The sequence below is a fragment of the Falsiroseomonas sp. genome (assembly GCF_041690465.1).
Lineage (GTDB): Bacteria > Pseudomonadota > Alphaproteobacteria > Acetobacterales > Acetobacteraceae > Falsiroseomonas.
Genome location: NZ_JAWLHG010000002.1, coordinates 221,233 through 247,554 on the forward strand (window position 1 = coordinate 221,233; position 26,322 = coordinate 247,554).

At 72.6% G+C, this 26,322-nt stretch carries 30 protein-coding genes; 12 read left to right on the plus strand and 18 right to left on the minus strand.

Annotated elements, in window-relative coordinates; translation table 11 throughout:
- Positions 1 to 22 precede the first annotated feature (22 nt).
- Positions 23 to 1,015: a lysine-2,3-aminomutase-like protein gene (locus ACESM1_RS03120; protein ID WP_372617630.1), complete on the minus strand. Its 993-nt coding sequence runs from the start codon at positions 1,013 to 1,015 to the stop codon at positions 23 to 25.
- Between the two features lie 66 nt (positions 1,016 to 1,081).
- Here ACESM1_RS03120 and epmA point away from each other — a divergent pair, with 66 nt between their 5' ends.
- Both epmA and ACESM1_RS03130 read left to right on the plus strand, forming a co-directional pair.
- Complete coding sequence (gene epmA, locus ACESM1_RS03125; protein ID WP_372617631.1) at positions 1,082 to 2,128, plus strand: EF-P lysine aminoacylase EpmA; 1,047 nt, start codon at positions 1,082 to 1,084, stop codon at positions 2,126 to 2,128.
- A gap of 64 nt (positions 2,129 to 2,192) precedes the next feature.
- Positions 2,193 to 2,687: a hypothetical protein gene (locus ACESM1_RS03130; RefSeq protein ID WP_372617633.1), complete on the plus strand. Its 495-nt coding sequence runs from the start codon at positions 2,193 to 2,195 to the stop codon at positions 2,685 to 2,687.
- Here the strand turns inward: ACESM1_RS03130 and ACESM1_RS03135 are convergent.
- Entirely contained in the window at positions 2,636 to 3,355 is a 720-nt protein-coding gene (locus tag ACESM1_RS03135; protein WP_372617634.1) for an FkbM family methyltransferase, read from the minus strand. The genes ACESM1_RS03130 and ACESM1_RS03135 overlap by 52 nt on opposite strands.
- Complete coding sequence (locus tag ACESM1_RS03140; RefSeq protein ID WP_372617636.1) at positions 3,355 to 3,855, minus strand: cupin domain-containing protein; 501 nt, start codon at positions 3,853 to 3,855, stop codon at positions 3,355 to 3,357. Before ACESM1_RS03140 ends, ACESM1_RS03135 begins: the two co-directional genes overlap by 1 nt.
- Positions 3,856 to 3,920: 65 nt before the next feature.
- On the opposite strand from ACESM1_RS03140, the gene ACESM1_RS03145 reads away from it, so the two are divergent.
- The gene (locus tag ACESM1_RS03145; RefSeq protein WP_372617638.1) at positions 3,921 to 4,535 is read left to right on the plus strand and encodes a cysteine dioxygenase; all 615 of its coding nucleotides are present in this window, start codon (positions 3,921 to 3,923) and stop codon (positions 4,533 to 4,535) included.
- Between the two features lie 111 nt (positions 4,536 to 4,646).
- On the opposite strand, the gene ACESM1_RS03150 is transcribed toward ACESM1_RS03145, so the two are convergent.
- Entirely contained in the window at positions 4,647 to 5,390 is a 744-nt protein-coding gene (locus ACESM1_RS03150) for a CHAP domain-containing protein (RefSeq protein ID WP_372617640.1), read from the minus strand.
- A 316-nt stretch (positions 5,391 to 5,706) separates the two neighbouring features.
- Entirely contained in the window at positions 5,707 to 6,057 is a 351-nt protein-coding gene (locus ACESM1_RS03155; RefSeq protein ID WP_372617642.1) for a RidA family protein, read from the minus strand.
- Positions 6,058 to 6,343: 286 nt separating this feature from the next.
- Here ACESM1_RS03155 and ACESM1_RS03160 point away from each other — a divergent pair, with 286 nt between their 5' ends.
- Positions 6,344 to 6,994 (plus strand): LysE family translocator, encoded by a 651-nt coding sequence (locus ACESM1_RS03160; RefSeq protein WP_372617643.1) that lies wholly within the window; start codon positions 6,344 to 6,346, stop codon positions 6,992 to 6,994.
- Positions 6,995 to 7,097: 103 nt separating this feature from the next.
- On the opposite strand, the gene ACESM1_RS03165 is transcribed toward ACESM1_RS03160, so the two are convergent.
- The 5 genes from ACESM1_RS03165 to ACESM1_RS03185 are packed head-to-tail and all read right to left on the minus strand — an operon-like array spanning position 7,098 to position 10,594.
- On the minus strand, positions 7,098 to 7,400 hold the full coding sequence (locus ACESM1_RS03165) for a hypothetical protein (protein ID WP_372617645.1): 303 nt from the start codon (positions 7,398 to 7,400) through the stop codon (positions 7,098 to 7,100).
- 29 nt (positions 7,401 to 7,429) lie between these two features.
- Positions 7,430 to 8,404 (minus strand): Gfo/Idh/MocA family protein, encoded by a 975-nt coding sequence (locus tag ACESM1_RS03170; RefSeq protein ID WP_372617646.1) that lies wholly within the window; start codon positions 8,402 to 8,404, stop codon positions 7,430 to 7,432.
- 18 nt (positions 8,405 to 8,422) lie between these two features.
- Complete coding sequence (locus tag ACESM1_RS03175) at positions 8,423 to 9,679, minus strand: MFS transporter (protein ID WP_372617648.1); 1,257 nt, start codon at positions 9,677 to 9,679, stop codon at positions 8,423 to 8,425.
- A 25-nt stretch (positions 9,680 to 9,704) separates the two neighbouring features.
- The gene (locus ACESM1_RS03180) at positions 9,705 to 10,022 is read right to left on the minus strand and encodes a hypothetical protein (RefSeq protein ID WP_372617650.1); all 318 of its coding nucleotides are present in this window, start codon (positions 10,020 to 10,022) and stop codon (positions 9,705 to 9,707) included.
- Between the two features lie 50 nt (positions 10,023 to 10,072).
- On the minus strand, positions 10,073 to 10,594 hold the full coding sequence (locus ACESM1_RS03185) for a hypothetical protein (RefSeq protein WP_372617652.1): 522 nt from the start codon (positions 10,592 to 10,594) through the stop codon (positions 10,073 to 10,075).
- 83 nt (positions 10,595 to 10,677) lie between these two features.
- On the opposite strand from ACESM1_RS03185, the gene ACESM1_RS03190 reads away from it, so the two are divergent.
- On the plus strand, positions 10,678 to 11,943 hold the full coding sequence (locus ACESM1_RS03190) for an amidase (RefSeq protein WP_372617654.1): 1,266 nt from the start codon (positions 10,678 to 10,680) through the stop codon (positions 11,941 to 11,943).
- Positions 11,940 to 13,616 carry a tetratricopeptide repeat protein gene (locus tag ACESM1_RS03195; protein ID WP_372617656.1) on the plus strand — a complete coding sequence of 559 codons (1,677 nt, stop codon included), beginning with the start codon at positions 11,940 to 11,942 and terminating at the stop codon, positions 13,614 to 13,616. The genes ACESM1_RS03190 and ACESM1_RS03195 overlap by 4 nt, the downstream gene beginning before the upstream one ends.
- Here the strand turns inward: ACESM1_RS03195 and ACESM1_RS03200 are convergent.
- Positions 13,529 to 14,380 carry a helix-turn-helix domain-containing protein gene (locus ACESM1_RS03200; protein WP_372617657.1) on the minus strand — a complete coding sequence of 284 codons (852 nt, stop codon included), beginning with the start codon at positions 14,378 to 14,380 and terminating at the stop codon, positions 13,529 to 13,531. The genes ACESM1_RS03195 and ACESM1_RS03200 overlap by 88 nt on opposite strands.
- Before the next feature lie 106 nt (positions 14,381 to 14,486).
- Between ACESM1_RS03200 and ACESM1_RS03205 the strand changes: the two genes are divergently transcribed.
- Entirely contained in the window at positions 14,487 to 14,909 is a 423-nt protein-coding gene (locus tag ACESM1_RS03205) for a hypothetical protein (protein WP_372617659.1), read from the plus strand.
- A gap of 14 nt (positions 14,910 to 14,923) precedes the next feature.
- Positions 14,924 to 15,748: an alpha/beta fold hydrolase gene (locus ACESM1_RS03210; protein WP_372617661.1), complete on the plus strand. Its 825-nt coding sequence runs from the start codon at positions 14,924 to 14,926 to the stop codon at positions 15,746 to 15,748.
- A gap of 29 nt (positions 15,749 to 15,777) precedes the next feature.
- Here ACESM1_RS03210 and ACESM1_RS03215 read toward each other — a convergent pair whose 3' ends face one another.
- The 7 genes from ACESM1_RS03215 to ACESM1_RS03245 all read right to left on the minus strand — a co-directional run bounded on the left by ACESM1_RS03215 (position 15,778) and on the right by ACESM1_RS03245 (position 22,125).
- Entirely contained in the window at positions 15,778 to 16,200 is a 423-nt protein-coding gene (locus tag ACESM1_RS03215) for a YciI family protein (protein WP_372617663.1), read from the minus strand.
- Positions 16,201 to 16,234: 34 nt separating this feature from the next.
- Positions 16,235 to 17,881, minus strand: a complete 1,647-nt coding sequence (locus ACESM1_RS03220) for an NTP transferase domain-containing protein (RefSeq protein WP_372617665.1) — start codon at positions 17,879 to 17,881, stop codon at positions 16,235 to 16,237.
- Between the two features lie 168 nt (positions 17,882 to 18,049).
- Complete coding sequence (locus ACESM1_RS03225) at positions 18,050 to 18,748, minus strand: XdhC family protein (RefSeq protein WP_372617667.1); 699 nt, start codon at positions 18,746 to 18,748, stop codon at positions 18,050 to 18,052.
- A gap of 145 nt (positions 18,749 to 18,893) precedes the next feature.
- A complete protein-coding gene (locus ACESM1_RS03230; RefSeq protein WP_372617669.1) occupies positions 18,894 to 19,226 on the minus strand; it encodes an XdhC family protein in 333 nt (110 codons plus the stop codon).
- Positions 19,226 to 20,449, minus strand: coding sequence for a vWA domain-containing protein (locus ACESM1_RS03235; protein ID WP_372617670.1), 1,224 nt, complete (start codon positions 20,447 to 20,449; stop codon positions 19,226 to 19,228). Before ACESM1_RS03235 ends, ACESM1_RS03230 begins: the two co-directional genes overlap by 1 nt.
- 79 nt (positions 20,450 to 20,528) lie before the next feature.
- The gene (locus tag ACESM1_RS03240) at positions 20,529 to 21,422 is read right to left on the minus strand and encodes an AAA family ATPase (RefSeq protein WP_372617672.1); all 894 of its coding nucleotides are present in this window, start codon (positions 21,420 to 21,422) and stop codon (positions 20,529 to 20,531) included.
- A 7-nt stretch (positions 21,423 to 21,429) separates the two neighbouring features.
- Positions 21,430 to 22,125 carry an SRPBCC family protein gene (locus ACESM1_RS03245; protein WP_372617674.1) on the minus strand — a complete coding sequence of 232 codons (696 nt, stop codon included), beginning with the start codon at positions 22,123 to 22,125 and terminating at the stop codon, positions 21,430 to 21,432.
- Positions 22,126 to 22,267: 142 nt separating this feature from the next.
- Between ACESM1_RS03245 and ACESM1_RS03250 the strand changes: the two genes are divergently transcribed.
- The 4 genes from ACESM1_RS03250 (at position 22,268) to ACESM1_RS03265 (ending at position 26,321) form a co-directional block, all read left to right on the plus strand.
- Positions 22,268 to 23,686: a sodium:proton antiporter gene (locus tag ACESM1_RS03250; protein WP_372617676.1), complete on the plus strand. Its 1,419-nt coding sequence runs from the start codon at positions 22,268 to 22,270 to the stop codon at positions 23,684 to 23,686.
- A gap of 56 nt (positions 23,687 to 23,742) precedes the next feature.
- Positions 23,743 to 24,663 carry a methylisocitrate lyase gene (gene prpB / locus ACESM1_RS03255; protein ID WP_372617678.1) on the plus strand — a complete coding sequence of 307 codons (921 nt, stop codon included), beginning with the start codon at positions 23,743 to 23,745 and terminating at the stop codon, positions 24,661 to 24,663.
- Positions 24,664 to 24,837: 174 nt separating this feature from the next.
- The gene (locus tag ACESM1_RS03260; RefSeq protein ID WP_372617680.1) at positions 24,838 to 25,545 is read left to right on the plus strand and encodes a family 16 glycosylhydrolase; all 708 of its coding nucleotides are present in this window, start codon (positions 24,838 to 24,840) and stop codon (positions 25,543 to 25,545) included.
- Positions 25,542 to 26,321 carry an FkbM family methyltransferase gene (locus ACESM1_RS03265; protein WP_372617682.1) on the plus strand — a complete coding sequence of 260 codons (780 nt, stop codon included), beginning with the start codon at positions 25,542 to 25,544 and terminating at the stop codon, positions 26,319 to 26,321. Before ACESM1_RS03260 ends, ACESM1_RS03265 begins: the two co-directional genes overlap by 4 nt.
- The last annotated feature ends 1 nt before the right edge of the window (position 26,322 follow it).

The window sequence follows — 26,322 nt, forward strand, 5'->3', positions numbered from 1 at the left end:
CGTCGGTCGAGCGGTCCCGGTGCTATCCCCGCACCGGCACCTTTCCCGCGCCCCCCGGTGTCTCCTTCACATAGGCCGGCTGCGCCAGCCCGCTCAGTCGGCCGCGCAGCCCCGCCACCAGCGCCAGCCCCTCGGCCTCCGGCACGCGGAAGCGCGCGGTGCCGGGGGCGGGGTCGAGCTGGTGCAGGTAGTAGGGCTTCACCCGCGCCCGCAGCATCGCCCGGAACAGCGCCTCCAGCGCCTCGGCCGTGTCGTTCACGCCGCGCAGCAGCACGCTCTGCCCCAGCAGCGGAACCCCGGCGCGCGAGAGCAGCGCCAGCGCCGCGCGGGATCGGTCGGAGAACTCCCGCGCGTGGTTGGCATGGACGCAGAGGAAGAACGCCTTCTCCGTCTCCAGCGCCGCCGCCAGCTCGGCCGTCACGCGCCCGGGGTCGGCCACCGGCACGCGGCTGTGCACCCGGATGATCTCGAGATGGGGGATGTCCGAAAGCCGCCGCACCAGCCATTGCAGCCGCCGCGGCGAGAGCATCAGCGGGTCGCCGCCGGTCAGGATCACCTCGCGGATCGCCGGCGTGGCGGCGAGCCATGCGAGTGCGGCCTCCAGCTCGGCCTCGGTCAGCAGGCCGCCATCGGGGCCCACCACCTCGCGCCGGAAGCAGAAGCGGCAATAGACCGGGCAGGCCAGCAGCGGCTTCAGCAGCGCGCGGTCGGGATAGCGATGCACCACGCCCTTCACCGGCGTGAAGGGGGCGTCGGCGGTCGGGTCGTCGATCTCGTCCGGCGCGGTGAGAAGCTCGGCGGCGTCGGGGATGTATTGCCGCGCGATCGGGTCGGCGGGGTCGCCGGCATCCATCAGCGCCGCGACCGCAGGCGTCACCGCGACGGCGTAGCGCTCGGCCAGGCGGGCGAGGGCCGGCGCTTCGGCGGGGGCGAGCAGGCCGGCGGCGACCAGCTCGCCCACGCTGCGCAAGGTGCGCTCCGGGCTCGGGGTGCGGGGTGGCGCGTCATCGGGCATGGTCGGGCGCGTAGCGCCATCGAGGCCGTCAAGTCCATGCCCCTCCCGCGACCACTGCCCCGACCGATGCCCCCTTGGCACCCCGAGAGCCTCGCCGCCCGGCTGCCCTTCCTCCGCCGCCGCGCCCGCCTTGCCGCCGAAACCCGCGCCTTCCTCGCCGCCCGCGGCTACACCGAGGTGGAGACGCCCGCCCTGGTCCCGGTGCCGGGCATGGAGGTGCATCTGCGCGCCTTCCGCAGCGCGTTCCGCCCCCATCTCGGCGCCGGGCGGCCGGCGACGCTGTGGCTGCGCACCTCGCCGGAGCTCGCCTTGAAGCGGCTGCTGGTCGGCGGCGCCGGGCGGGTGTTCGAGCTGGCCCGCGTCTGGCGCAACGGCGAGCTCAGCCCGCGCCACGCGCCCGAATTCACCATGCTGGAATGGTATGCGCCGGGCCTCGGCCTCGACGGCCTGATGGACGAGACGGAGGCGCTGCTCCGCTCCGTCTGCCCCACCGTGGTCGCCCATGCCGGCGTGACGACCGATCTCGGGCAGGCCTTCGAGCGGCTGACCATGGCCGAGGCCTTCCGCCGCCACTGCAACGGCCTCGACATCCTGGCGACGGTGGACGCCGCCTCGGCCGAGGGCGGCGCCGCCGCGCTGCACGAAGCCGCGCGCGCGGCGGGGCTGGCGCTGCCGCCGGGGCTGGGGTGGGAAGACGCCTTCTTCCACCTGGTGCTCACCCATGTCGAGCCGGCGATCGGCCGTGGGCGGGCGACCTTTCTCACCCACTGGCCGGCGCCGCAGGCCGCGCTGGCGCGGCGCGACCCCGCCGATCCCCGCGCCGCGCTGCGCTTCGAGCTGTTCGTCGCCGGGCTTGAGATCGCCAACGCCTTCGACGAGCTCACCGACCCTGCCGAGCAGCGCCTCCGCTTCACCCGCGACGTCGAGGCCCGCAAGCAGGAGGCCGGCGAGGAAGGCTGGGAGGTGGACGAGGATTTCCTCGCCGCCCTGGCTCATGGGATGCCCGCCGGCTCCGGCATCGCGCTCGGCTTCGACCGGCTGGCGATGCTGGCCAGCGGTGCGCAGGCGATCGGGCAGGTGCTCTGGCTGCCCATCGCCATCCCCGCCGACTGAACCCGCAACCGGGCGGCACCGCCGACGTTCCCCGCCGCTTGCCGGATGCGGGGATCGGATGGAGATGGCCCATCGTTTGCGGCTCGCCGCCTTGCTGATGCTGGTGTTCGCGCTGTTCGCCCCGGCCGGGCACGTCCTGGAGATCCCGGGCAAGCTGCGCCTGGGCGCCGAAGCCTGGCTGGTGGTGCAGCAGAACCTCTACCCCGGCTATGCGGTGGCGGGCGCCGTCAGCCTGCTCGGCGCCCCGCTGGCCTGCGCCGCCTTCGCCTGGTCGGTCCGCGGCACCGCCGAGGCGCGCGCCGCCTGGATCGCCGCCGCGCTGGTGCTGGCCGGGCTCGCGGCCTGGGCGCTGATCGTCGCGCCGGTGAACACCGAGGTCGCTGCCGCTGCTCCCGGCAGCCCGCCGCCCGGCTGGATCGGGCTGCGCAACCGCTGGGAGGCCGGGCACGCCACGGTCTTCGTGCTGGTTGCCGCCGGCTTCCTCGTGCTGCTGCGGGCGGTGCTGGCTCACGCGAGGGCGGCCAGCACCTCCGCCGCGCGTTCCGCCGGCCAGGCGTAGAAGGTGAAGACATAGGGATCGGAGGCGCCGAACACCGCCGGGTCGGGGGAGGCCACCTGCATCGTCGCGGCATCGAACGCCGCCAGCGGCCGCATCGCGCCGTCGAGCCAGAAGCGCGTCTCGTATCCCAGTGCGGCGAGCAGCGCGGGCACGTCGCGCGTGGCACCGCGGCGGTGGCGCTCCTCGAGCTCCAGGGTCAGCACGGGGCGACTGCGGGTGAGGGTCTGGCGCGCACCTTCCAGCACCTCCTGCTCATGGCCCTCGGCGTCGAGCTTGACGTGCTGCAGGTCGGTGAGGCCGAGCGAATCCAGGGTGATGACCGCGACCTCATGCGCCTCGGCCTCCACTGAGGCGAACTGCGAAAAATCCTTGGCGACGCTCGCCCATTGCTCCTGCGGTACGCCGTCGAGCACCGGCACGGAGAGCGTCAGGCGGCCGGCCGCCGCGCCCAGCGCCTCAGGCCGCAGGTTGATGTGCGGCGGGATGGCGCCGTAGGCCGCCACCACGGCCGCGTGCAGCCGCGCATGGGCGGCGGGCAGCGGCTCGAAGGCCAGCACCTGCGCGCCCGGCAGGCGGGAGAGCGGCAGCGTCAGCAGCCCGTCATGCGCGCCGACATCGAGGATGGTGCCGGGCCGGTGCAGCCGCGTGTGGAAGCCGAGCTCGTCCATCAGGCGGCGGGATACGGCGTGCCGGTCACCGGATCGGTCGGCGGATCGGGCGTGGCGGGGATGGCGCGCAGCGCGCGCGCCAGCTCGCCCGGGCGGCCGGTGTACTGCTCCGGCGGGGCGCCGGGGGGATAGGCGCCGACCACCAGCAGGTCCTGCGAGGCGCCGAGGCTGCGGTGCCCGGTGCCCGCCGGCAGCACCACCACGTCGCCCGCCTTGAGCTCTAGCGTCACGCCGCCCTCGCCGCCGAGCCGCACCCGCACCTTGCCCGCGGCGATGGCCAGCGCCTCATGCGCGTTGGGGTGGTAGTGGTGGAAGCCGTAGATGCCGTTGCGCCAGGCCGGGTGCCAGCCATGGCCGGCGAACAGCGTTTCGGCCGCGGCGGGGTCGCCCGCGGGCACAGCGCCGCGGTGAAGCAGCACCGGCAGGTGCGCATTGTTCGGAATTTCTCCGTCGGGCGGCAGCAGTAGGCGTTCCGCCCCGTCGGCGCGCTTTTCGTGCATGATCCTTCTCCCCGGCGTGCCGGTGGCGGCGTAGCATGGGCGCCGGCACCTTTCGGGAGGATAGCATGGCGGGCATCCAGCGGTTCCGCGACTTCGTGATCGCCCTGACACGGCTGGCGGAGGCTGGCGCGCCGGAGGCGGCATGGCTGGAGAAGGGGCGCGCCCTGCTCGCGGAGCTGGTGCGGCATGACGACTGGCTGCCCGCTTCCTGTGCCGAGGCCGGCCCGACCTATCGCCAATACCTGTTGCATTGCGACCCGCTGGAGCGGTTCAGCGTGGTGTCCTTCGTCTGGGGGCCTGGCCAGCGCACGCCGGTGCACAACCATACCGTCTGGGGCCTGGTCGGCATGCTGCGCGGCGAGGAGGTCTCCACCGAGATGCGCCCCGGCGCCCCGGCCCCGTCGTGCGACGGAGCGCGGTGCCCCATGATCGCCGGCCGGGTGGACCGGCTGCGGCCCGGTGAAGTGGTGGCCGTCAGCCCGAACCTCTCCGACATCCATGTGGTGGAGAATGCGCTGCCGGATGCCGCCTCGATCAGCATCCACGTCTATGGCGCGAATATCGGGGCCGTGCGGCGCAGCGTGTTCGACCCGGCGACGGGCGCGGAGCGGTTGTTCGTCTCCGGCTACAGCAACGCCGCAGTGCCCAATCTGTGGGACCGGTCGGCGGAGGCGGCGTAGAGCAGATCGCGGTGGGGCGGCATCGCTCGAAAGCGCGAAGCTGCGCTGCGATCAGGCCGTCAGGACACACGCGGTGGACGCATGCGGACGGAAGGCGCTCCGGCGCTCCGCCTACTCCGCGAGTGCCTGGGCGGCGAGGCGCATGTGCAGCGCGGCATGCGGGGAAGAGGCCTCGGCCAGCTCCAGTGGGGCCGCGGCCGGCGCAGAGGCGGTCAGGATCCGCTCGCCGGAGGGGTCGCCCACAGGGCGGTTGTAGATGAAGCCGTGGATCGGATAGGTGCGGCCGAGTGCGCTGCGGTCACGTCCGACCTGCACGCGCACCGCGGTCCAGTCGTTGCGGTCCGAGACGTCCACCACCAGCACGCCGCGCATCACGGTCCCGCGGCGGATGCCAGGGCCGGCCCAGTTGGAATGGTCGATCAGCACGGTGCGGTCATCCACCACCCGGCTGACCACGGCGACATGGCCGCGGCGCATGCCGCCCGAGGCCATGAAGGCCATCACCGCACCGCGCTCCGGCTGCTGCCCGCGCAGGTAGCGGCCGGCGGCGTTGTGCCACCAGAGCCGGGCATCGCCGGTGATCTGGACGCCGGTCGCCATGCGCGCGAAGGGCACGCAGGACAGGCCGGAAGTGGCGGAGACGGGCAGGATCGGGGTGCCGGCGCCGATCATCATGGCGGGCTGCGCGATACCGGGCCGGCCCGGCGCCGCCTGGCGCAGCGTCACGGGGCGCGGCTGCGCTGCCGCGGCAACCTGGATCTCCCAGGACTCGCGCTCAGCGGCGTCGGCGATGGATGTGGCTGCGATGGTCCCGAACAGGACGAAGACAGCAGCAAGCGCGCATTCTGCCCGCATGGGGTGCTCCCCGGCCTTGTGCCCCTGGCGGACCCTGACGGGTCCGTGAACCAAGGCGGTAGCCGGATGGGCGGGCGGCTGCCAACCACCTGCGGCGTTACACGGCGAAACCTGCCGTGATTTGCTGGCGGCGGCTGTAGCGGAGCGCGCAGCTTCGGGAAATTGTCCTAGGGCGAAACACTTCCCGCGGCGATGACACAGTGTTGCGGCCTGGAAGCAACACGCGAAACAGGCGAAACAGAAAACCCGGCGCGAGTCCCGAAGGCGCTGCATCGCCGGCATGCCACTGCGGCATGCCGGCGGAGGCCGTGCGGGCTCAGCGGCAGGCGGTGACCATGATCTCCACGAGGTGGCGCGGGCTGGCCATGTTGGCTTCCACGCAGGCCCGCGCCGGGCGCCCGGCATCGCCGAGCCACTCCACCCAGACCTTGTTCATCTCGTCGCGGTCCCGGATGTCCTTCAGCCAGATCTGCGCCTGCAGCAGACGCGTTTTGTCGGTGCCGTTGGCTTCCAGCGCGGCGTCGATCTTGGCGATCACCTCCCGCGTCTGGCCGGTGATGTCCTTCGAGAGGTCATCGGCGGTCATGCCGGCGAGATAGACGAAGTTGTGGTACTCGACCGAGGACGAGAGGATCTGGTTGCTGCCCTGGCGGGTGATCTTGGACATGCGTCGGCCTTTCCTTTGAGGGGGCGCGCGCTGTCTAGGCGTCGCATGACAGCGCGGCAAGACGGGGCGCCATGCGGATCAAGGGCGAATCGCGGAGGAACACGGCGCCAGCGCGTCGGTGCGCTTCCAGCGCCGCGTGCAGTCCCGGCTTCGCGCGGGGCCCGCGATCCGGTAGGGCATCTTCCGTTCGCGTTCACGGCAGATGCTCGACCTCGCTGCCTGCAGGACAGACTCACGCCTGCGGACGACGCGACCCTACGACGATCCGACCCGGAGGCCCGTGGCGATGCCAGACCTGCCCCAGTTCGCCCTGTATGTCGCGGCGGCTTTCGTGCTCGCGGTCACGCCCGGGCCGGGCATCTTCTACGTCGCCGCGCGCACGCTCGCCGGCGGTCGGGCGGAGGGCGTTGCCTCCAGCATCGGCACCGGCCTGGGCGGCATGGTCCATGTCCTCGCGGGCAGTCTCGGCGTTTCCGCCATCGTGCTCGCCAGCGCGGAACTGTTCACCGTGCTGAAGCTGATCGGGGCGGGCTACCTGGTCTGGCTTGGCCTGCGCACGATCCAGTCCGCGCGCCAGGCTGCGGCAACGGGTCCGGATGGAAGATCTGCGGTGCCGGCGATCGGGCCGCGGCGCGCCTTCCGTGAAGGCGTGCTGGTCGAGGCGCTGAACCCGAAGACGGCAGCCTTCTTCCTCGCCTTCATCCCGCAGTTCGTGAGCCCGGCCGCAGGCCATGTCGCCCTGCAGTTCGTGGTGCTCGGCTTCGTTTCGGTTGCGCTGAACACCCTCGCCGACATCGTGGTGGCCTTCGCGGCGAGTGGCATCCGTGATGGCGCGGCAGCGCGTCCCGCATTGATCCGCCGCCTGCGCGAGGCGTCGGGAGCCGCGATGATCGCGCTGGGCATCGGCCTCTCGCTGGCGAAGCGCCCTGCCACCTGATCGCTGGGCGACGCTGCGGTCTCGAGCTTACCGGCCGAGCACCGCCGGGCTGGACCGAGACGGTCCGTCGCGGTTTCCGAGACTGGCTCCGAAAGGGAGCGGCTCAGCCCGGCTCCGGCTCGCGCAACTCGCCATGGTCAGGCGCGCCGGCCACTGCGCAGCCGCAGAACGGGCAGCGGGTGAGCTCGGCCAGGCGCGGGGCGAGTTCCGGCGGCATCGGGCGGCCATCGAGCCCGCGCTCCACTTCCGCCAACAACTCCTCGTGCAGCCGGGGCTGGCCGCAGGCGGAAGCACCGTATTCCGCCGCCGTCTCCGCGCTCGCCTCCTCCAGCCGAAAGGCGTGGGCAGCCGCTGGCGCCAACGCAACCGGCAGGCAGGCGAGCAGGCTTCGGCGGGCGGTGCGCATGGCGCGCACCATACCAGACAGGCCGCCTCCTACGCCACGGCGTAGCTGCTGCCGGAGGTGGCGGCGCCGATCATCGCCTCGAACACCGCCACGCCGTGGATCGCCTCATCCACCGGCAGCGGATAGGGCGCCTCGCCACGCGCCGCGGCGGCGAAGGCGGCGAGTTCGGCGGCCTCGATATCGGTCTTCGGGTAGTCCTTCACCCAGCCCTCGCCTTCGAGCGGGGTGAAGGTCAGGCGCTCATGGCCCATCAGCTCGACCATGCCCTTGGAGCCGAACAGCGCCACCCGCCAGTGGCGCGGCGCCAGCGACAGGGTGGCGAAGCCCACCGTCGCGCCGCTTTCCAGCAGGCCGAGCATGGCGGTGGTGTCGTCGATGGTCGGCGAGACGCGGGCATGGCTGCGCACCGTCACCTCGCGGAAGCGGCCGGCCAGGTTGATGATCATGTCGATCATGTGGATGCCCATGCCGCCCATGCCGCCGAGCGGGCTCTCCTGCCGGTCGGCGCGCCACATGCCAGGCTTGTAGGCGAGCGCGCCGGGGCCGCTGAAATGGCCCTCGACATGCAGCAGCGTGCCCAGCGCGCCCTCGGCCAGCAGCGCCTTCATCCGCGCCACCGCCGGCAGGAAGCGGCGGTTGTGGCCGAGCGCCATCACCAGCCCGGCCTTGCGGCAGGCGGCGACCGCGGCCTCGGCATCGGCCTTGGCGAGGGTGAAGGGCTTCTCGACGAACACATGCTTGCCCGCCTTCGCCGCGGCGATCACCTGCGCGGCGTGCTGGCCATGCGGCGTGGCGAGCACGACGGCCCTCACATCGGGGTCGGCCAGCACCGCCTCGTAGCTGTCATGCAGGCGGATGCCCTTCTCCGTGGCGTAGTCGCGCGCCTTCTCCGGCGTGCCGGTGGAGCCGGCGACGAAGCGGATGCCCGCGTCGTTCCTGCCGTGGACGCTGTCCACCAGCACGCGGCCCCAGCGGCCCATGCCCACGATCGCCGCGTTCAGCATCCCGGTCCCATACCCTTCCTAGGATCGCGCCGGCGGCGAGGCCGCGGCGCCTTCCAGTTCCTGTTCCATGCGCTTCAGCCGCGTGAGCCCCCAGGCGAAGACCGCCAGGAACATCGCCGCGGCGGCCAGCGCCGGCAGGCGCAGCCCGAAGGCCTCGCCTGCCGCGCCCAGCGCCAGCGCGCCGATGGCGGGACAGGCGCGCGAGATCAACCCCCAGAGGCTCAGCATCCGGCCGCGGAAATGCGGGTCGGTCGCGCTCTGCAGCAGAGTCTGCACGCTGATGCCGTGCACCGAGGAGAAGGCGCCGATCAGCGCCGCGCTCAGCATGCCGAGCGGGAAGAAGCCGGTGGCGACGAAGCCCACTGTCGCCGCCGCCTGCGCCAGCGCGCCCCAGACGGCGAGCCGCGTGGTGCCGGTCAGCCGCCCGCGCCCGGCCACCAGGAGGCCGGCGATCAGTGCGCCGACGCCGAAGCAGGCGGTGAGGATGGCCAGGCTCTCGGCGCCGCGGCCGAACAGGCGGTCCACATAGGGCGGCAGGATCTCCTGCACCCCGCGTAGCAGGATGGCGGCCAGCGCCGCGTAGAGCAGCAGCGGGCCGAGCCCGGCATGGCGCCTTGCATAGGTGATGCCGTCGGCGACCTGGCCCCACACCCCGCGCGTGCTCGCCTGGCCGCGCCGTTCGCCCGGCGCGATGCGCAGCAGCGGCATGGTGAGCGCGGCCAGCGCATAGCCGACGGCATTGGCGGCGATCGCCGGCACCACGCCGAAGACCGCGATCACCGGTCCGGCCAGCGCCGGGCCGATGAAGCGCGCGACGTTGAAGATCAAGCTGTTGCAGGCCACCGCGGCGGGCAAATCGGCGCGCGGCACGATGGCCGGCATCAGCACCTGCCGCGCCGGCTGGGCGAAGGCGCCGGCGGCGCCGCCGATCACCTCCAGCACCAGCAGGATGCCGATGGTCATGTGGCCGCTGGCGGTCAACGCCGCCAGCAGCCCGGCCTGGAGCGCGATCGCCCCCTGGCTCAGCATCGCCAGCCGTACCCGGTCCACCCGGTCGGCCGCCACGCCGGCCAGCGGCGAGACGATCACCGCCGGCGCCAGGTCGCAGAAGGCGACCACGCCGACCCAGAAGGCGCTGCCGGTGAGCTGCCAGGCGAGCCAGGACACCGCGATGCGGTGCATCCACAGGCCGGTCCAGGCGGTCAGCGAGGCGCCGAAGAAGATCCGCGAGTCGCGATGGGAAAGCGCCCGGCCGATGCCGCCGAGCGAGGGCATGCGGGACGCCACCGGCGCCCCGCGTTCAGCGCCCGCCTCCGTCCGGGGCGGCGCGCAGGCACTCCTCGATGATGCGGTCGCGTTCCATCTGCGCCATCATCCGGTCCCTCTCGGCGCGGCCGAAGGGGGCGACGGTGACCGTGCCGCGGCCGCTCTCGGTCTCGTCGCTGCGCATGGTCTGGCCGCGCTCCCGGTACTGCACCAGGCGGGTGGCCTCGGCGCGGCAGGCCTCGTAGCGCGCATCGCGCTCGCCGCGGGCGGCGCCGCCGAGCGGCGTGGTGCCCAGCGGCGCGGCGCAGGCGGCGAGCAGGGCGGGCAGCAGCAGGACAGCGGCGCGAGGCATCGGGACGAGTTCCGGAACAGGACGACGGGTCAGGGCAGGCGGTGGACGGCTCAGGCGGAAGCCCGCGCCGCGATCCCGCGCGACAATAGACGCCGAAGCGCCTCCGCGTCGAACCTCGCCGCATGATCCAGCGGCATGGCAGCCGCCGCGCGCAGCAGGGCAGGGTGCAGGTCCACCCCCTGGGGCGTGACGTCGAACATCCCGGCGAGCCAGGCGGCTTCCCCCCCGGCGGGCCGGCCGGCGCGGGACATCACCTCGACCAGTGCCAGCAACCGCAGGCAGAGCGCCAGCCCGGGCAGCGTGCCGAGGTCGGCACCGCGGTCCACCGCCTCCGCCCAGCAGCGGGCATCGCGGTCGGCGATGGCGAGCACGGTCGGCTCGTCGCCCGGCCGGTGGAACAGCAGGGTGCGCGGCGGCCCCCAGCGGCCGGCAGCCGCGCCGGCACGGGCGGCCTGCCAGGCGGCCAGAAGCGCCTCCGGCTGGACGGCCGGCAGCGATTCGGGCGGGCAAGGGACGGCGTAGGCGAGGGCGCCCGCGGCGTCCTCGGCCACCCGGATCGCGCTGTCGGGCATCGCCGCAATGTGGGGCGGACGGGCAGGCTGCGCCAGGGTTTGGACGGCTTCGCAACCGTGCGCGGCTGACGCAAGATCGCGGCATGGAACCGAACCGCCTGACCGCCACCGAGGCCGCCCGCGCGATCGCCGCCGGTCGCCTTTCCGCCGCCGACTTGATGGAGGCCTGCCTGGCCCGTGCCGCCGGGCGCGAGCCCGCGGTGCGCGCCTTCGTCCATCTCGACCCCGCCCAGGCTCGCCGCAACGCCGCCGCCGCGCGGCCCGGGCCGCTGCACGGCATCCCCTTCGGCGTGAAGGACGTGCTGGACACCGCCGACATGCCGAGCCAGTACGGCTCACCGATCTGGGCGGGCTGGCGGCCGCGTGGCGATGCGGCGGCGGTGGCGGCGGCGCGCGCGGCCGGCGGCGTCATCATGGGCAAGACCGTGACCACGGAGTTCGCCACGCGACATCCGGGCGCGACGAGCAACCCGCGCAATGCGGCACATACGCCCGGCGGATCCTCCTCCGGCTCGGCGGCGGCTGTGGCGGATTTCATGCTGCCGCTGGCCTTCGGCACGCAGACCGCCGGCAGCATCGTGCGCCCCGCCGCCTTCTGCGGCGTGGTCGGCTTCAAGCCGACCTACGGCACGCTGCACCGCGCCGGCATGAAGGTGATGAGCGAGAGCCTGGACACCATCGGGGTCATGGCCCGCAGCGTCGCCGATTGCGCGCTGGCGATGGCCGCCATGTCCGGCCGGCACTACGGCGACCCCGAGGCGAAGCCGGAGCGTGCGCCGCGGCTCGGCGTGACGCTCGGGCCGGACCCGTCGAAGGCGGCGCCCGAGACGGTGGCCCTGATGCAGCGCGCCGCCGAGGCCGCCCGCAAGGCCGGCGCGGAGGTGGTGGAGTTCGCCCTGCCGCCGGTGCTGATGCGCGCGGCGGAACTGCACCCGGTGGTGATGAACATGGAGACGCTGCAGGCGCTGGGCTGGGAGTTGGCCAGCGCCCGCGCGCAACTCTCCCCGGTGCTGCGGGAGAAGATGGATTGGGCGCGCAGCCTGCCGCTGTCGCAGTTCCGGGAGGCGCGGCTGGCGCAGACCGCGGCGATCGACGCCTTCGCCGGTCTCACCGAGGGCCTCGATGCGCTGCTGACCCCCTCCGCCCCCGGCGAGGCGCCGGAGGGGCTCGGCTGGACCGGCGATCCGGCCTTCAACCTGCTCTGGACCGCGCTGTGGGGACCGAATGTCACGGTGCCGGCCGGCAGCGGGCCGAGGGGACTGCCGCTCGGCGTGCAGCTGGTCGGGCGGATCGGCGAGGATGCGACGGTGCTGGCCGTGGCGCGCTGGATGCAGGCCGCCATCGGTTGAAGCTGCCGCCGCCGATCCGCCCGCCGGAGCGGTTGAAGGAGGCTGCCGCACTCGCGGACGAGGCCCGGCTGGCGGAAGCGCTGGCGGTGTTGGGACCTGGCGAGCCGAGCGGCATGTCGGCGCCCGCCGCCCTGCTCGCGGCGAGGTGCCTGCTCGACCGGCCCGACCCGGTCGCCGCCTTGCGCTTCGCGACCCGGGCGGCCGGTCCCGGGCCGAATCCGGTCACGCGGATCGAGGCGCTGATGATGATCGGCCGGATCCGCACCGGGCTCGGCCAGGACCGGCTGGCGGCGGAGACCTATCGTGCCGTCCTCGCGCTGCGGCCGGAGCACGAGGAAGCACGCCTGCTGCTGGGCCGCGCCCTGGTGGATCTGGGCTGGCCCGACCTCGCACGGGAAGCGCTGGCTCCCTTGCCGCGGCCGCTTCCCGGCTGGTGGCGGCAGGTCGAAGACTGGGCGGCGAGAGGCATCGAAACCGCCCGGCGCGAGGCACGGGCGAGGCTGGCGCGCCGCACCGCACCGCTGGCCGGGGACGCGGCCGGGCTGGTCCGGTACCTGATCCGGGCCGGCAGGCTCGCCGCCGCGGCCGCCGCGCTCCGCCGGCTGCCCGAAGATGGCGAGGCCGCCTGGCTCGGCGCCTGCCTGGCGGAGCGCCGCGCCTGGCCCGAGCCCGTCGCGGTCCCGCCGATCGCGCTTGCGCCGGAGGCGCCGCCGGCGCTGCGCCTGGAGGTCGCCACGTGGCTGATGCAGCGCGGCGAGGCCACGGCGGCGGGCGATGTCCTCGCCGCGTCGCCGGATGCGCTGGCGGATGAGCGCGTCGCCCTGCTGCGGGCGCGGATCATGATCCTGGCCGGCGACATCGATCGCTTCGAGCGGCTTTCGTCGGCGGCGCCGGCGGATCTGCCGCAACGCAGCCTGGTCCCCCGCCTGCGGCTCACTGCGCTCGCCTTGCGCGGCGACCCTGCCCCGCTGGGCGTCGCCGACCTGCCGGCGGAACCGCCCGCTGCCGGCGACGTGCCGCTGGTGCAGTATTGGGACCGCGAGGCGCCACCCGACGACGTCGCCGAGGTGATGGCGAGCTGGGCCGCGGCGCATCCCGGCTTGCGCCGCCTGCACTTCCATCGCGCCACGGCGCGCGCCTACCTCGCGACGCATCATGGCGATGAGGCGGCCGCGGCGTTCGACGCCTGCCCGGCCCCCGCCGTCGAAGCGGACCTTCTCCGCTACGCCGTGCTGGCGCGCGAAGGCGGGCTGTGGGCGGATGCGGATGATCTCTGCCGGAGGTCGTGGCTCGGTGTGCTGGCGGTCGTCCCGCCGCGGGGACTCGTCGTCAGCTTCTCCGACGAACTGCCATTCTACGCCTACAATGCGCCCCTCGTCGCCCGGCCGGGCAACGCCGTGATGCAGCGGGCGCTGCGGATGTCCGTGCGGTCGCTGCTGCGCCACAAGGCCGGCGCGCGGTTCTGGGTGTGGGGGACCACCGGCCCGGGCCTGGTGACGCGGCTCATTGCCGCCGATCCCGCGCGGGTTCGCCTGATGGGCAAGGCGTTGCTGCGGCATCTCAGCACGCCGGCAGACCGCCTGGCCTACAAGTTCGACCGCGCGGCGGATTGGCGGCCGGCTTCCGATTCCAGCGTCCGCAGCCGCGCCGCGGTCTCGGCATCGGCGGGGTAGAAGGCCTCGATCGCCAGCTCGGAGAGGGTGACCTCCACCGGCGTGCCGAAGACGGTGGTGGTGGAGAGCAGCGCCAGCCGCCCGTTCGGGCCATCGAACAACAGCGGCACCGCAACGCCGCCGGGCTCCAGCCCGGGATGGCTCGGCGCCGCGGTTTCGGGCGCCGGCAGAGCGGCGAGTTCCACCAGCAGCGCGGCGAGCGCGGCGTCCGCGCTGGCCGCCACCTGCCGGCGCAGCCTCTCCAGCACATGCGCGCGCCACTCGCCGAGATTGGCGATGCGCGGCGCCAGCCCGCGCGGATGCAGGCTGAGCCGCAGCACGTTCACCGGTGGCGCCAGCAGCGCCTGGTCCTCGACGCCGGCAAGAAGCGGGGCGATTGCCGCATTGGCGGCGACCAGCCGCCAGTGGCGGTCCACCGCCAGCGCCGGGTGCGGCATGTGCGCCTTGAGGATCAGCTCCACGGCCTGCCGCGCCGGCTTCATCGCCGGGTCGTCGAGCGGCCGCTCGGCGAAGGCCGGCGCGTAGCCGGCGGCGAGCAGCAGCGCGTTGCGCTCGCGCAGCGGCACCTCGAGCTGTTCGGCCAGGCGCAGCACCATCTCGCGGCTCGGTGCGGCGCGGCCGCTCTCGATGAAGCTGAGGTGCCGCTGCGAGACCTCGGCATCGAGCGCCAGGTCGAGCTGGCTGCGTCGGCGGCGCTGGCGCCAGCCGCGCAGCAGGGCACCGACCGGTGGGACGGAGGAGGGGGAGCGGGAGAGGCTGGCCATGCCCCGAAGCTAGGGCGGCTCGCGCCCGGCGCCGATGACCTCGCGCGTAATCGCATCGCCTTCCACAGGGGGGCAGGGTGGCGGCGTCCAAGCGATGGAGGAGGACATGACCGACACCACCATCCCCCGTACGAAGCTGCTGCGCCTCGCCCTGCTCGGGGACGCAGCCGCCAGCGGCGCGATGGGCGTCCTGCTGGCGGGCGCCGCCGGCCCGCTCGCCGCGCCGCTCGGCCTGCCGGAGGGACTGCTGCGCGGCGCCGGGCTGGCGCTGCTGCCCTGGGCCGGCTGGCTCGTGTGGCTCGGCACATCGGCGGAGATCCGGCGCGCCGCGCTGCGCGCCGTGATCGCCGTCAACCTGGTCTGGGTGGCCGACAGCCTGCTGCTGCTGGCCGGCGCGGGGCTGTTCGGCCTGGCGCCGAGCGGCCTCGGCATCGCCTTCGTGCTGGCGCAGGCGGCGGCGGTGCTCGGGCTCGCGGGGCTGCAGGCAACGGCGCTGCGGCGGGCCGAGGCCCGGCCGGCGCAGGCATGAGGGAGGCGCGCGACATGCCGACCATCCTGCCCACCGGCCATGTCGTCACCCGCGACGGCGTGGCGCTGTTCCGCCGCGAGCTCGGCGCCGGGCCGCCCGTGGTGTTCCTGGCGAGCTGGTCGCTGCCGAGCGACTCCTGGTTCGCGCAGATGCAGGCGCTCGCGGCCGCCGGGTTGCGGTGCCTGGCCTATGACCGCCGCGGCCATGGCCGTTCGGCCGCGCCGCCGGTGGGCTACGACTACGACACGCTCGCCGACGATCTGGCGGAGGTGCTGGCGGCGCATGCGATCGAGGGGGCGACGCTCGTCACCTTCTCGGGCGCGGCCGGGGAGGCGGTGCGCTACCTCACGCGCCACGGCGCCGGCCGTGTCGCGCGGTTGGCGATGATCGGGCCGACCACGCCGCTGCTGGTCCGCCGCGAGGGCAACCTGGAGGGCCTCGATCCCGCCATGCTGGAGGCGCTGCGCGCGGAGCTGGCGCGCGACTTCCCAGCCTGGCTGGACCAGGCGGCACGGCCCTTCGGCGGGCCGCATGTCTCGCAGGCTATGCTGGACTGGGTGCGCGGCCTGGCGCTGCAGGCCTCGCTGCCGGCGCTGCTCGACTTCCACCGGGCGCTGAGCGAGACCGACTTCACGGCGGAGCTGCGCGCGCTGGACCTGCCGGTGCTGGTGATCCAGGGCGAATGCGACCAGACCTGTCCGCTGGAGCTGACCGGCCGCCGCACCGCCGCGTTGGTGCCGGGGGCGCGGCTGCTGGTGTACGAGGGCTCACCGCATGGCGTGCCGTTCAGCCACGCAGCGCGACTTTCGGCGGACCTGCTGGCGCTCGTGAAGGGGTAGGTCGGAGGCGTGGGGGTGGCGCCGCCCCCTCAGCTTCCGCCCAGGCGTTCGCGCAGCGCGGCCTCGCGCGCGGCTTCCTCCGGCGGCAGGGCGTCGCCGAAATCGGCGGCCTCGAAGACCGGGCGAATCTCGATCTCGCTCGGGCCGGGCATCGGGTTGGGGCAGCGCTTCACCCACTCCACCGCCTCATCCATGTCGCGGACCTGCCAGAGCCAGAAGCCGGCAACCAGCTCGCCCGTCGCGGCGAAGGGGCCCTCCCGCACGGTGCGGTTCGGGCCGTCGAAGGCCACGCGCCGGCCCTGCGAGGATGGCTTCAGCCCTTCGCCGGCCAGCAGGATGCCGGCGCTCGCCAGTTCCTCGTTGTAGCGGCCCATCGCCTGGAGCAGCTCGGGCGAGGGCATGATCCCCGCCTCGCTTTCCGCTGTTGCCTTGACCAGGACCATGACGCGCATCGTCCGTCTCCGTGGCTCGAGGGAAGGCCGGGCGCTATCGCTTCCCCGCGAATTCCGGCAGGGCACGCAGCGCCTCGGTGGTGTCGAAGTCGCGCAGCACGGCGTCGCTGGCCATCTCCACCTCGACCAGCCGTTCGGCATTCCGCGCGGCGAGATGGCGCGCGCCGACATCGCCGCTGATCGTCAGCATGTCGGCCAGGAACTCGCGCGACCACAGCATCGGATTGCCCTGCTTGCCGCGATAGGTGGGCTGCACGATGGCGCGGCCCTCCTCCGGGTCGAAGGCGCCGATCAGGCGGTCCAGCATCTCGCCGCTCACCAGCGGCATGTCGCCCAGGCAGACCAGCATGCCCTCCGCCTCGGGCGGCACCGCGCGCAGCCCGGCCTTCAGCGAGGCCGAAAGCCCCTCGGCATAGTCGTCGGCATGGGCGAACAGCACCGGGCGGCCGGCCAGCGCCTCCTCGATCCGCTCGCGCTCATGGCCCGTGACGACGATCACCGGCCGCGCATGGGAGGCGAGGACATTGTCCACCACGCGGGCGATCATCGGCACGCCCTTGCTGTCCGGCACCAGCAGCTTGTTCAGCGGCGCCATCCGGCGCGAGCGGCCGGCGGCGAGCACCAGCGCGCAGACCTGCCGCGCGCGGCGCGGCGCGATCGGCGAGACCGGCGTGCGCGGCGCGTCGGCCCGGGGCAGGGGACGCGCCTCGATCTCCTTCAGCAGGCCGCCGACGCCCATGCCCATGATGTCGCGTGCGGTGACGCGCTGGCCGGCGAAGATGCGCTGCAGCACCCAGTCGAAGCCGTTCAGCTTCGGGCTGCGGGCGCAGCCGGGCAGCACCATCGCCGGCACCTCGCCGATGCGGCCGAGGCAGATCAGGTTGCCGGGGTCCACCGGCATGCCGAAATGTTCGATCGCGCCGCCGGCCCGCACGATCGCGGCGGGGCCGATATCGCGCCGGTCCACCACGGCCGAGGCGCCGGCGATCAGCAGCAACTCGGCACCAGCCTTGCGCAGCCGCGTCAGCGCATCGGCGACGGGCGCTTCCTCGTGCCGCACACGCTCGACCGGCAGCATCGTGCCGAGCAGGGATTCAACGCGGGCGGCGGTCGCCTCGACGGCGCCCTCCATCACGCTTTCCTTGACGCCCGGCAACTCGGTCAGCACCAGCCCGACGCTGAGCGGGCGGAAGGGCTGCACGGTGACCGGCTGGCGGCCCCTGGCCATCGCCTCGATCACCGCCAGCACGTTGCCGGGCACGGCGAAGGGGATGATCTTGATGGTGGCCAGCATCTCCTTCGCCGTCACCACGCTGCGGTCCGGCAACGTGGCGATGGTGACGCTCTCATCCACCTGGTTCAGCCGGTCCACCAGCGCGGCATCCACGGTGAACAGGCCGGCGGATTCGGCGAACAGGTTGACCCGGCCGGTGGAGGCGCGGGACCGCGCGACCAGCGGCGCCATCAGCAGGTTGGCGATGCGGTCTGCGGCCTCGTCCTCCGGCACGTCGCCGGATTCGAGCCGCGCGGCGATCACGTCGCGCTTGCCGGCTTCCTTCAGCGCGGCGAGCGCGCCCTCGTCCAGCACGGTGCCCTTCTTCAGCACGCGTCCCGGCAGGCGGACGGTGTGCGCGAGGATGGCGCCGCGCGCCTCGTCCAGCGGAGTGGGACCGAAGATCATGCGCAGTGCGTCCTCGGCGCGCGGCCGACGTTCAGCGCCGCATGGCGGCGACGCGCCTCGTCCAGCGGAGTGGGGCCGAAGATCATGCGCAGTGCGTCCTCGGCGCGCGGCCGCCGTTCAGCGCCGCATGGCGGCGACGCGCCGCGTCCAGCGGAGTGGGGCCGAAGGTCATGCATCGGCTTTCTTCTTCGGGCCGCCACGGCGGGACGCCACGATCTGGGCGACGATGGAGACCGCGATCTCCGGTGCGGTGACCGCACCGATATCGAGGCCGACAGGAGCGTGGATCTTCCCGAGTTCCGCCTCCGTCAGCCCCGCCTCGGTCAGCCGCGCGATGCGCTTGGCATGGGTGCGACGGCTGCCGAGCGCGCCGATGTAGAAGGCCGGGCTGCGCAGCGCGACCTCGAGCGCGGGATCGTCGAGCTTCGGGTCGTGGGTGAGCGTGACGACGGCAGTACGTGAATCCGGCGCGAGCGCGGCCATAGCCTCGTCGGGCCATTCGGTCGAGATGGTCACGCGCCCGCCCATGCGTTCCTCGGTGGCGAAGGCGCGGCGCGGGTCCACCACGGTGACGGCGAAGCCGAGTCCGGCCGCCATCGGCACCAGCGCCTGCGCGATGTGCACGGCGCCGATGACGATCAGGCGCAGCGGCGGGTTGTGGGGGTGGATGAACCACTGCTCAATGCCGAGCGCGACATTGCGCGCGGCATCGGAATCGAGAGCCGCCCGCGCTTCCGCCGCCAGCTCCGGCGAAGCCGCATCCTCCGGGAACAGCAGCTGCGCACCGTCCGGCAGGCGCGTGAGCAGCGCGACGGGATGCTTGGCGGCGCGCGCGGCCTGCAACCGCTGGAGCAGTTCAGGTGTCATGAAGGGACCTTCCGTGGCGGCCAGCGAAGCTGCCCGAGGCCGCGAATGCGGTCCGCCGCCAGTGCGTCATGTCGGCACGCATGCCTTCGGCATGACGAGCCAAGCGGCCGGAGGCCGCGCCCGGCACCTGAGGGCACGAAAAGCGTCAACCCAGCTTCTCCACGAACACCTTCAACTTGCCGCCGCAAGCGAGGCCGACTTCCCAGGCGCGTTCGTCGCTGATGCCGAAATCCAGCAGCTGCGGCGTGCCGCTCGCCATGGTCTGCTTCGCGACATCCGCCACCGCGCCCTCGATGCAGCCGCCGGAGACGCTGCCGGCGAGCCTGCCGGAATTCGTCACCGCCAGGCGCGATCCCGCCGGCCGCGGCGAGGAACCCCAGGTCTCCACCACCGTCGCGAGTGCCACCGTCTCGCCGGCCGCGAGCCAGCGTTCGGCGATGCCGAGGATGTCTTCGCTGTCGGGCTGCGCTTCGCTCATCACGCGAACTCCCTTCCTCGCCCCGCATGCCGGTCCGACAGGGCCGCGACCAGCTCGCGCAGGCTTGCCAGATTATGCACCGGACGGAACTCGTCCACATGCGGCAGCATGGCACGGATGCCCTGGGATTTGGGCTGGAAGCCCGCGTAACGCAACAAGGGATTGAGCCAGACGAGCCGGCGGCAGGATCGGCGCAGCCGGTCGGTGGCATCCGACAGGCCTTTCGCGCCCTCGCGATCCAGGCCGTCGGTGATCAGCAGCACCACCGCGCCCTGGCCGAGCACGCGCCGCGACCACAGCTGGTTGAAGCGCTCCAGCGATTCGCCGATGCGCGTGCCGCCGGACCAGTCGGGAACCGCATGGCTCACCATCTCGAAGGCGGCTTCCGGGTCGCGGTGCTTCAGCTGGCGGGTGACGTTGGTCAGCCGCGTGCCGAACAGGAAGCTGTGCACGCGATCGCGGTCGTTGGTCACCGCATGGATGAAGTGCAGCAGGATCTGCGCGTAGCGCGACATCGAGCCGGAGATGTCGCACAGCACCACCAGCGGTGGCGTGCGCGTGATGCGCTGGCGGCGGGAGATGTCCAGGATCTCGCCGCCGGTGCGCAAGCTGTCGCGCACGGTCAGCCGCAGATCGGCCAGGGTGCCCATGTGGGAAGCGCGGAAGCGCCGGGTCGGGCGGGCATCGAGCGGCAGCACGAGCTTGCGGATCTCCTCCTTCGCGGCGGTGATCTCCTCTGCCGACATCGCCTCGAAATCCATGGTCTGGAGGCGTTCGCGGTCGCTGACGGTGAAGGTGAGGTCGAGCTGCTGCTCCTCCTTCGGCTCGGGCGGCTTCGGCGGGGTCGGGCGGTCGCCGCGCATCGCCTCGGCCAGGCGGCGGGAGGTGGGCGGCGGCTTGGGCGGTTCCTTGAAGCCGTCGAGCAGCGCCATGGCCGCCGCGTGCCTGCCGGCCTCCGGGTCGCGCCAGAACAGGGCGAAGGCGTGGTCGAACAGCAGGAAATGCTCGTGCCGGTGGACCATGGTGGCGCGCAGCGCGGCATGTGCCTGGTGCTTGTCACCGAGGTCCACGGCTTCCAGCGCGGCCGCGCCGGCAAGGATCTCCGAGGGGCCGACCGGCAGGCCGGCGCGGCGCAGCATGCGGCCGAAGGCGGCGAGATTCGGCAGCAGGGCGCCGGCGGGGGTGGGCGCGCGGAGGGTGAGGGAGGTCTTGGGGGGGATCATGCGGCCGGCGAGGGGGGTCTCCCCCCACCCTAGCCCTCCCCCGCGCCGCGGGGGAGGGAATCTCGCGCGGAGAACGGCCTCACGCCGCGGCCTGCTTGGCCTCGGCGACCAGCTTCGCCGCCTCGGCGCCACGGATCTTCGCGATGTCGTCCTGGTATTTCAGCAGCGCGCCGAGCGTCTCGTCCACCAGCGCCGGCTCCAGCTCCTTGGCGTCCAGCGCGGCGAGCGCGGCGGCCCAGTCGATGGTCTCCGCAACGCCCGGCGGCTTGAAGGTGTCGGCGCCGCGCACCGCCTGCACGAAGGCGACCACCTGCGCCGAGAGCCGATCCCCAACGCCCGGCGCCCGCAGCTTCAGGATCGCGCGCTCCCGCGCGGCATCGGGGTAGTCCACCCAATGGTAGAGGCAGCGCCGGCGGATCGCGTCATGCACCTCCCGCGTGCGGTTCGAGGTGATCACCACCACCGGTGGCACCGTTGCCTTCACCGTGCCGAGCTCGGGGATCGAGATCTGGAAGTCGGCCAGGATCTCGAGCAGGAAGGCCTCGAAGGGCTCATCGGCGCGGTCCAGCTCGTCGATCAGCAGCACCGCCGGCTCGCCCTCCAGCGCATCCAGCAGCGGGCGGGATTGCAGGAAACGGCGGTCGTAGATGCCGCGCTCCAGCGCTGCCCGGTCGGTCGCCTCGCCGGATGCCTCGGCGAGGCGGATCGCCATCAGCTGGCGGGCATGGTTCCACTCATAGGCCGCCGAGGCCAGGTCCATGCCGTCATAGCATTGCAGCCGCACCAACCGGCGCGGCAGCTGGGCGGCGAGGACCTTGGCGATCTCGGTCTTGCCGGTGCCGGGCTCGCCTTCCAGGAAGAGCGGCCGGCCCATCCGCAGCGCGAGGTGCACCGTGGTGGCCAGCTGCCGGTCGGCGACATAGCCGCCCTCCGCCAGCAGCTTCTGCGTCTCCTCCACCGAGGCGGGGGTCATGCCGGGGTCAGCTTGCGAAGATCAGCAGCAGGATCACCGCCATGGCGGCGAGCCCGAACCAGACCTGGAAGGGGAAGCCCAGGAAGTTCGAGGTCAGCACCCGCATCGGCAGGAAATCGCTCGGCGCTGCCGGTGGCGGCGAGCGCTCGCCCGGAACCTGTCCGGTCACCGGGGCGACGCCGTGATGGGTGATCGGGCTGCTGCGCAGCCCGGCCGGATCGCCGAGGAACTCGGTGTCGGTGCCGGCGACCGCGGCGACCGGCGGGGCCACATGTGCGGCGAAACGGTCGAAGAACTGGTCGGCCATGGACTTGGCGGTGCTGTCGATCAGCCGGGCGCCGAGCTGGGCCATCTTGCCGCCCACCTGCGCCTTGGCATTGTAGCGCAGCACCGTCTCCTCCGGCCCGACCTCCTCCAGCGCGACGTCGGCGCCGCCCTTGGCGAAGCCCATCGCACCGCCCTGGCCCTCGCCGGAGATGGTGTAGGATTCCGGCGGGTTGATGTTGGACAGCGTCACCTTGCCGCCGAAGCGGGCCGACATCGGGCCGAGCTTCACCGCCACCTTGGCCTGGAACTGATCCTCGGCGGTGCGCTCGACGCTCTCGCAGCCCGGGATGGACGCCTTGAGCACCTCGGGGTCGTTCAGGGCGTCCCAGACGCGCTCACGCGGGGCAGCGATGCGCCGCTCGCCGGTCATTTCCATATGGTTCAGTCCCTCATCCGGTCGGGGCAGGTAATTAGGCTGCATCGGCGCTGGCGGAAAGGCCCGGGTTTCGCCCCATCGTGACGTGGCGGGCCGGACGGGCTAAGGCCTTGCCCTGATTTCGTACTGCGGAGCGCTCTGGATGCGGGGAAGGGTCTGGCAGGGAGCCGTGGGCGTGCTGGCGGCCGGGGCGGCGATGCTGCCGGGCGGGGCGCAGGCTGCCGGCGGCGTCTCGGGTGCCGAGCTTTCGCTGCTCTGGGCGGTGCCCTTCGTCGGCATCCTGCTGTCCATCGCGCTGATGCCGCTGTTCGCGGCGCATCTCTGGCACCACCATTACGGCAAGATCGCCGCCGGCTGGGCGGCGCTGCTGCTGGTGCCGCTGGCGGCGACCTACGGGCCGGGCGCGGCCTGGTACGAGTTCGCCCATGTGATGGTCCTGGAATACATCCCCTTCATCGCCCTGCTGCTGGCGCTCTACACGGCGGGCGGGGGCGTGCTGCTGAAGGGCTCGCTGGTCGGCACGCCGACCACCAACACCGCGCTGCTGGCGATCGGGACGGCGCTGGCCAGCCTGATGGGCACCACCGGGGCGGCGATGCTGCTGATCCGCCCGGTGCTGCGCGCCAACGCGTTCCGCAAGCAGAAGACCCACACATTCGTGTTCTTCATATTCCTGGTGGCGAATATCGGCGGCAGCCTGACGCCGGTGGGCGATCCGCCGCTGTATCTCGGCTTCCTGCGCGGTGTCTCCTTCTTCTGGCCGACCACCCACCTGTTCCACGAGTACCTGTTCTGCGCCGTGGCGCTGCTGTCGGTCTACTGGCTGCTCGACACCTGGGCCTGGAGCCGGGAGAAGCCGGTGGTGCCGGTGCTGGAGCGGCGGGAGAAGCTCGGCATCGAGGGCTGGCTGAACGTGTGGCTGGTGGTGGCCACCGTCTCGGTGGTGATCGCGATGGGCTATGTGAAGCTCGGCAGCATCTACATCCTCGGCCAGTCCATGGAGGTGGAGCGCGCCATCGGCATCCTGCTGTTCCTGGTGATCACCGCCATCTCGGTGCGCTTCACCTCGCTGCGGCTGCGGGAGGCGAACGGCTTCGCCTGGGGCGCGATCCTGGAAGTGGCCAAGCTGTTCGCGGCGATCTTCGTCTGCATGGCGCCGGTGCTGCTGATCCTGCGGGCGGGCAGCGCGGGCGCCGCCGCACCGCTGGTCGCGCTGATCTCCGACGCCGAGGGCAACCCCGTCCCCTGGGTGTATTTCTGGCTGACCGGCGTGCTGAGCTCCTTCCTCGACAACGCACCCACCTACATCGTGTTCTTCGAGCTGGCCGGCGGCGACCCGGCGAGGCTGATGGTGGAAGGCGCGCTGACGCTGGCCGCGATCTCCTGCGGCGCGGTGTTCATGGGGGCCAACAGCTACATCGGCAACGCGCCGAACTTCATGGTCAAGGCGATCGTGGAGGAGAACGGCGTGCGCATGCCCTCCTTCTTCGGCTACTGCGCCTGGGCGGCGCTGTTCCTGCTGCCGCTCTTCTTCCTGGTGACACTGATCTTCTTCGCGTGAAGGCCGAAGGGCCGCAGGCCCGAACCGGCCCGTTCTGAACAGAGGAAAGCCAAGCCATGCCCTATGTGATCGGCGACGACCTGCCCAACGAGCCCGCGGGCCTGCGCTTCCGCAAGCTGCTCGATCGGCCGGAGATCCTGCAGATGCCCGGTGCGCACACCGGCATCGCCGCCGTGCTGGCGAAGCAGGCCGGGTTCGATGCCCTCTACATGTCGGGTGCTGCGATGTCGGCGACGATGGGCCTGCCCGACCTCGGCATGATCACGGTGGACGAGGTGGCCTTCTACATCCGCCAGGTGGCGCGCGCCGCCGGCCTGCCGATGCTGGTGGATGGCGACACCGGCTATGGCGAGGCGCTGAACGTCATGCACATGGTCCGCGTGTTCGAGGAATCGGGCGCCGGCGCGGTGCATCTGGAAGACCAGCTGCTGCCGAAGAAGTGCGGCCACCTCAACGACAAGAAGCTGGCCGATGCGCGCGACATGGCGGCGAAGGTGGCGGCCGCCCGCAAGGCACGGCGGCACCTGGTCATCATCGCGCGCACCGATGCGGTGGCGAGCGAGGGGATGGACGCGGCGGTGGACCGCGCGAAGCTGTACTTGGAAGCGGGTGCCGACTGCATCTTCCCGGAAGCCCTGCACAGCCGCGACATGTTCGCCGAGTTCGCGCGCCGCATGCCGGGCGTGAAGCTGCTGGCCAACATGACCGAGTTCGGCCGCACCCCCTTCCTCACCGCCAAGGAGTTCGAGGCGCTGGGCTATGGCATGGTGATCTGGCCGGTCAGCCACATGCGGGTGGCGAACAAGGCGATGGAAAAGCTCTACGCCACCATCCGCGAGACCGGCGGCACGATGGCGATGCTCGACGAGATGCAGACCCGCGCGCAGCTCTACGCGGCCATCGGCTACCACGACTACGAGGCGCTCGACGCGAGCCTGACGAAGACCATCATCCCCGAGGGCATGCCGCAGGGCTGATCGCCCTGCTCATGTGACCCTCGGACGCGTCATGCCGCAGGCGCGCGGCCATCCGGCCGCTGCGCCACTCACCATGCTGTGCATTGCCTGTGGGCCGCGCCCGCCGGAACTTCCGGGCGCGGCACGGCTTCTGTCGCCTCGCGCGCAGATCCACCATGGGAAAGACGATCACAGGTGTTCGAGGACGACTTCCGAGGCCGCGCGCTCGACCGGCGCAAATGGCAGATCATGTTCGGCGGCAGCGCCTACTGGAACAACGCCTTCGACTGGGACCACCGCGGCATCGAGGTGAATGACGGCCTGCGCATCCGCTCCTTCCGCGACAACGGGCGGTGGAAGTCGGGCGGCATCTCGATGGGGATGGAGCCGACCGGCTTCCATGGCTGGCTCGGCGGGCAGGTGGACATCCAGGCGCGGCTGCCGGCGGGCCGCGGCGTCGGCGTCGCGCTGCTGCTCTGGCCCGCCCAGCTCGACCGCAACGGCGGGACGGTCTGGCCGCCGGAGATCGACCTGGTCGAGGTGCCGAGCGTGGACAAGAAGCAGGTGATGACGACGATCCACTGGAAGGACGCGGCCGGCCGGCATCGCTACGACAACCGCTTCAGCGACGTGGATGCGACGGAGTGGCACTGCTACGGCGCGATCTGGCATCCCGGTCGCCGGCTGGAGTACCGCATCGACGGCCAGACGCGGCACGTCTTCACCGAGAACGTGCCCGACATCCCCATGAGCATCGGCCTGCAGGGCTTCGTCGCGGGCGCGAGCGAGACGTGGCACGGCGGCGCGCCCGATCGCCACACGCCCGATCCCTGGGTGGCCGAGATCAAATACGTGCGCTGGATGGGCGCGCAACAGGCAGAGCCCGGGAGTTCGCGGCGATGATGCGTTCGGCGCAGCGCGTGCTCCGCACGGCACAGACCTTCTTCCCGGCCCTCGGCGACATCAAGGCGGCCGCGCAGGATCGCCTGGCGCGGCTGACCGGCATCCCGTTCGAGGCCGATTTCCGCGCGCTGCGGCTGTTCGGTGGCGAAGGACGGCTGCACCTCGACATCGGCGCCAACCGCGGCCAGAGCATCACCGCCATCCGCATGTGCGCGACGCGGCCGCGCATCGTCTCCTTCGAGCCGAACCCGAAGCTCGCCGCGGCGCTGAAGCGCCGCTTCGCGGAGGTGCCGGGGGTGCGGATCGAACCGGTCGGCCTCGGCGCCGCGGAGGGTGAGTTCAGCCTGCACATCCCGAGCTACCGCGGCTATGTCTTCGACGGCCTGGCCTCGACCGACCGGGAGGCGGCGGCGTCCTGGCTGAACGAGCGCACGCTGATCGGCTTCGATCCGGCGAAGCTGTCCATCGAGACCGTGCGCTGCCGCATCCGCCGCCTCGACGATTTCGGCCTGGAGCCCTTCTTCATCAAGGTGGATGTGCAGGGGACGGAGCTGCAGGTGCTGCAAGGCGGGCAGCGCACCATCGAGGCGCATCGCCCGGTGCTGCTGCTGGAATGGCCGGAGGATGAGCTGATCGCCTGGCTCGCCGCGCGCGGCTATCGCCGCTATGCCTTCGATGCGCGCGAGCAGGTGTTCCACCACGACCGCGGCGGCACGCTCAACAGCTTCTTCATGACCGACGACAAGGCGGCGCTGGTCGGCAAGCAGCTGCAGTAGG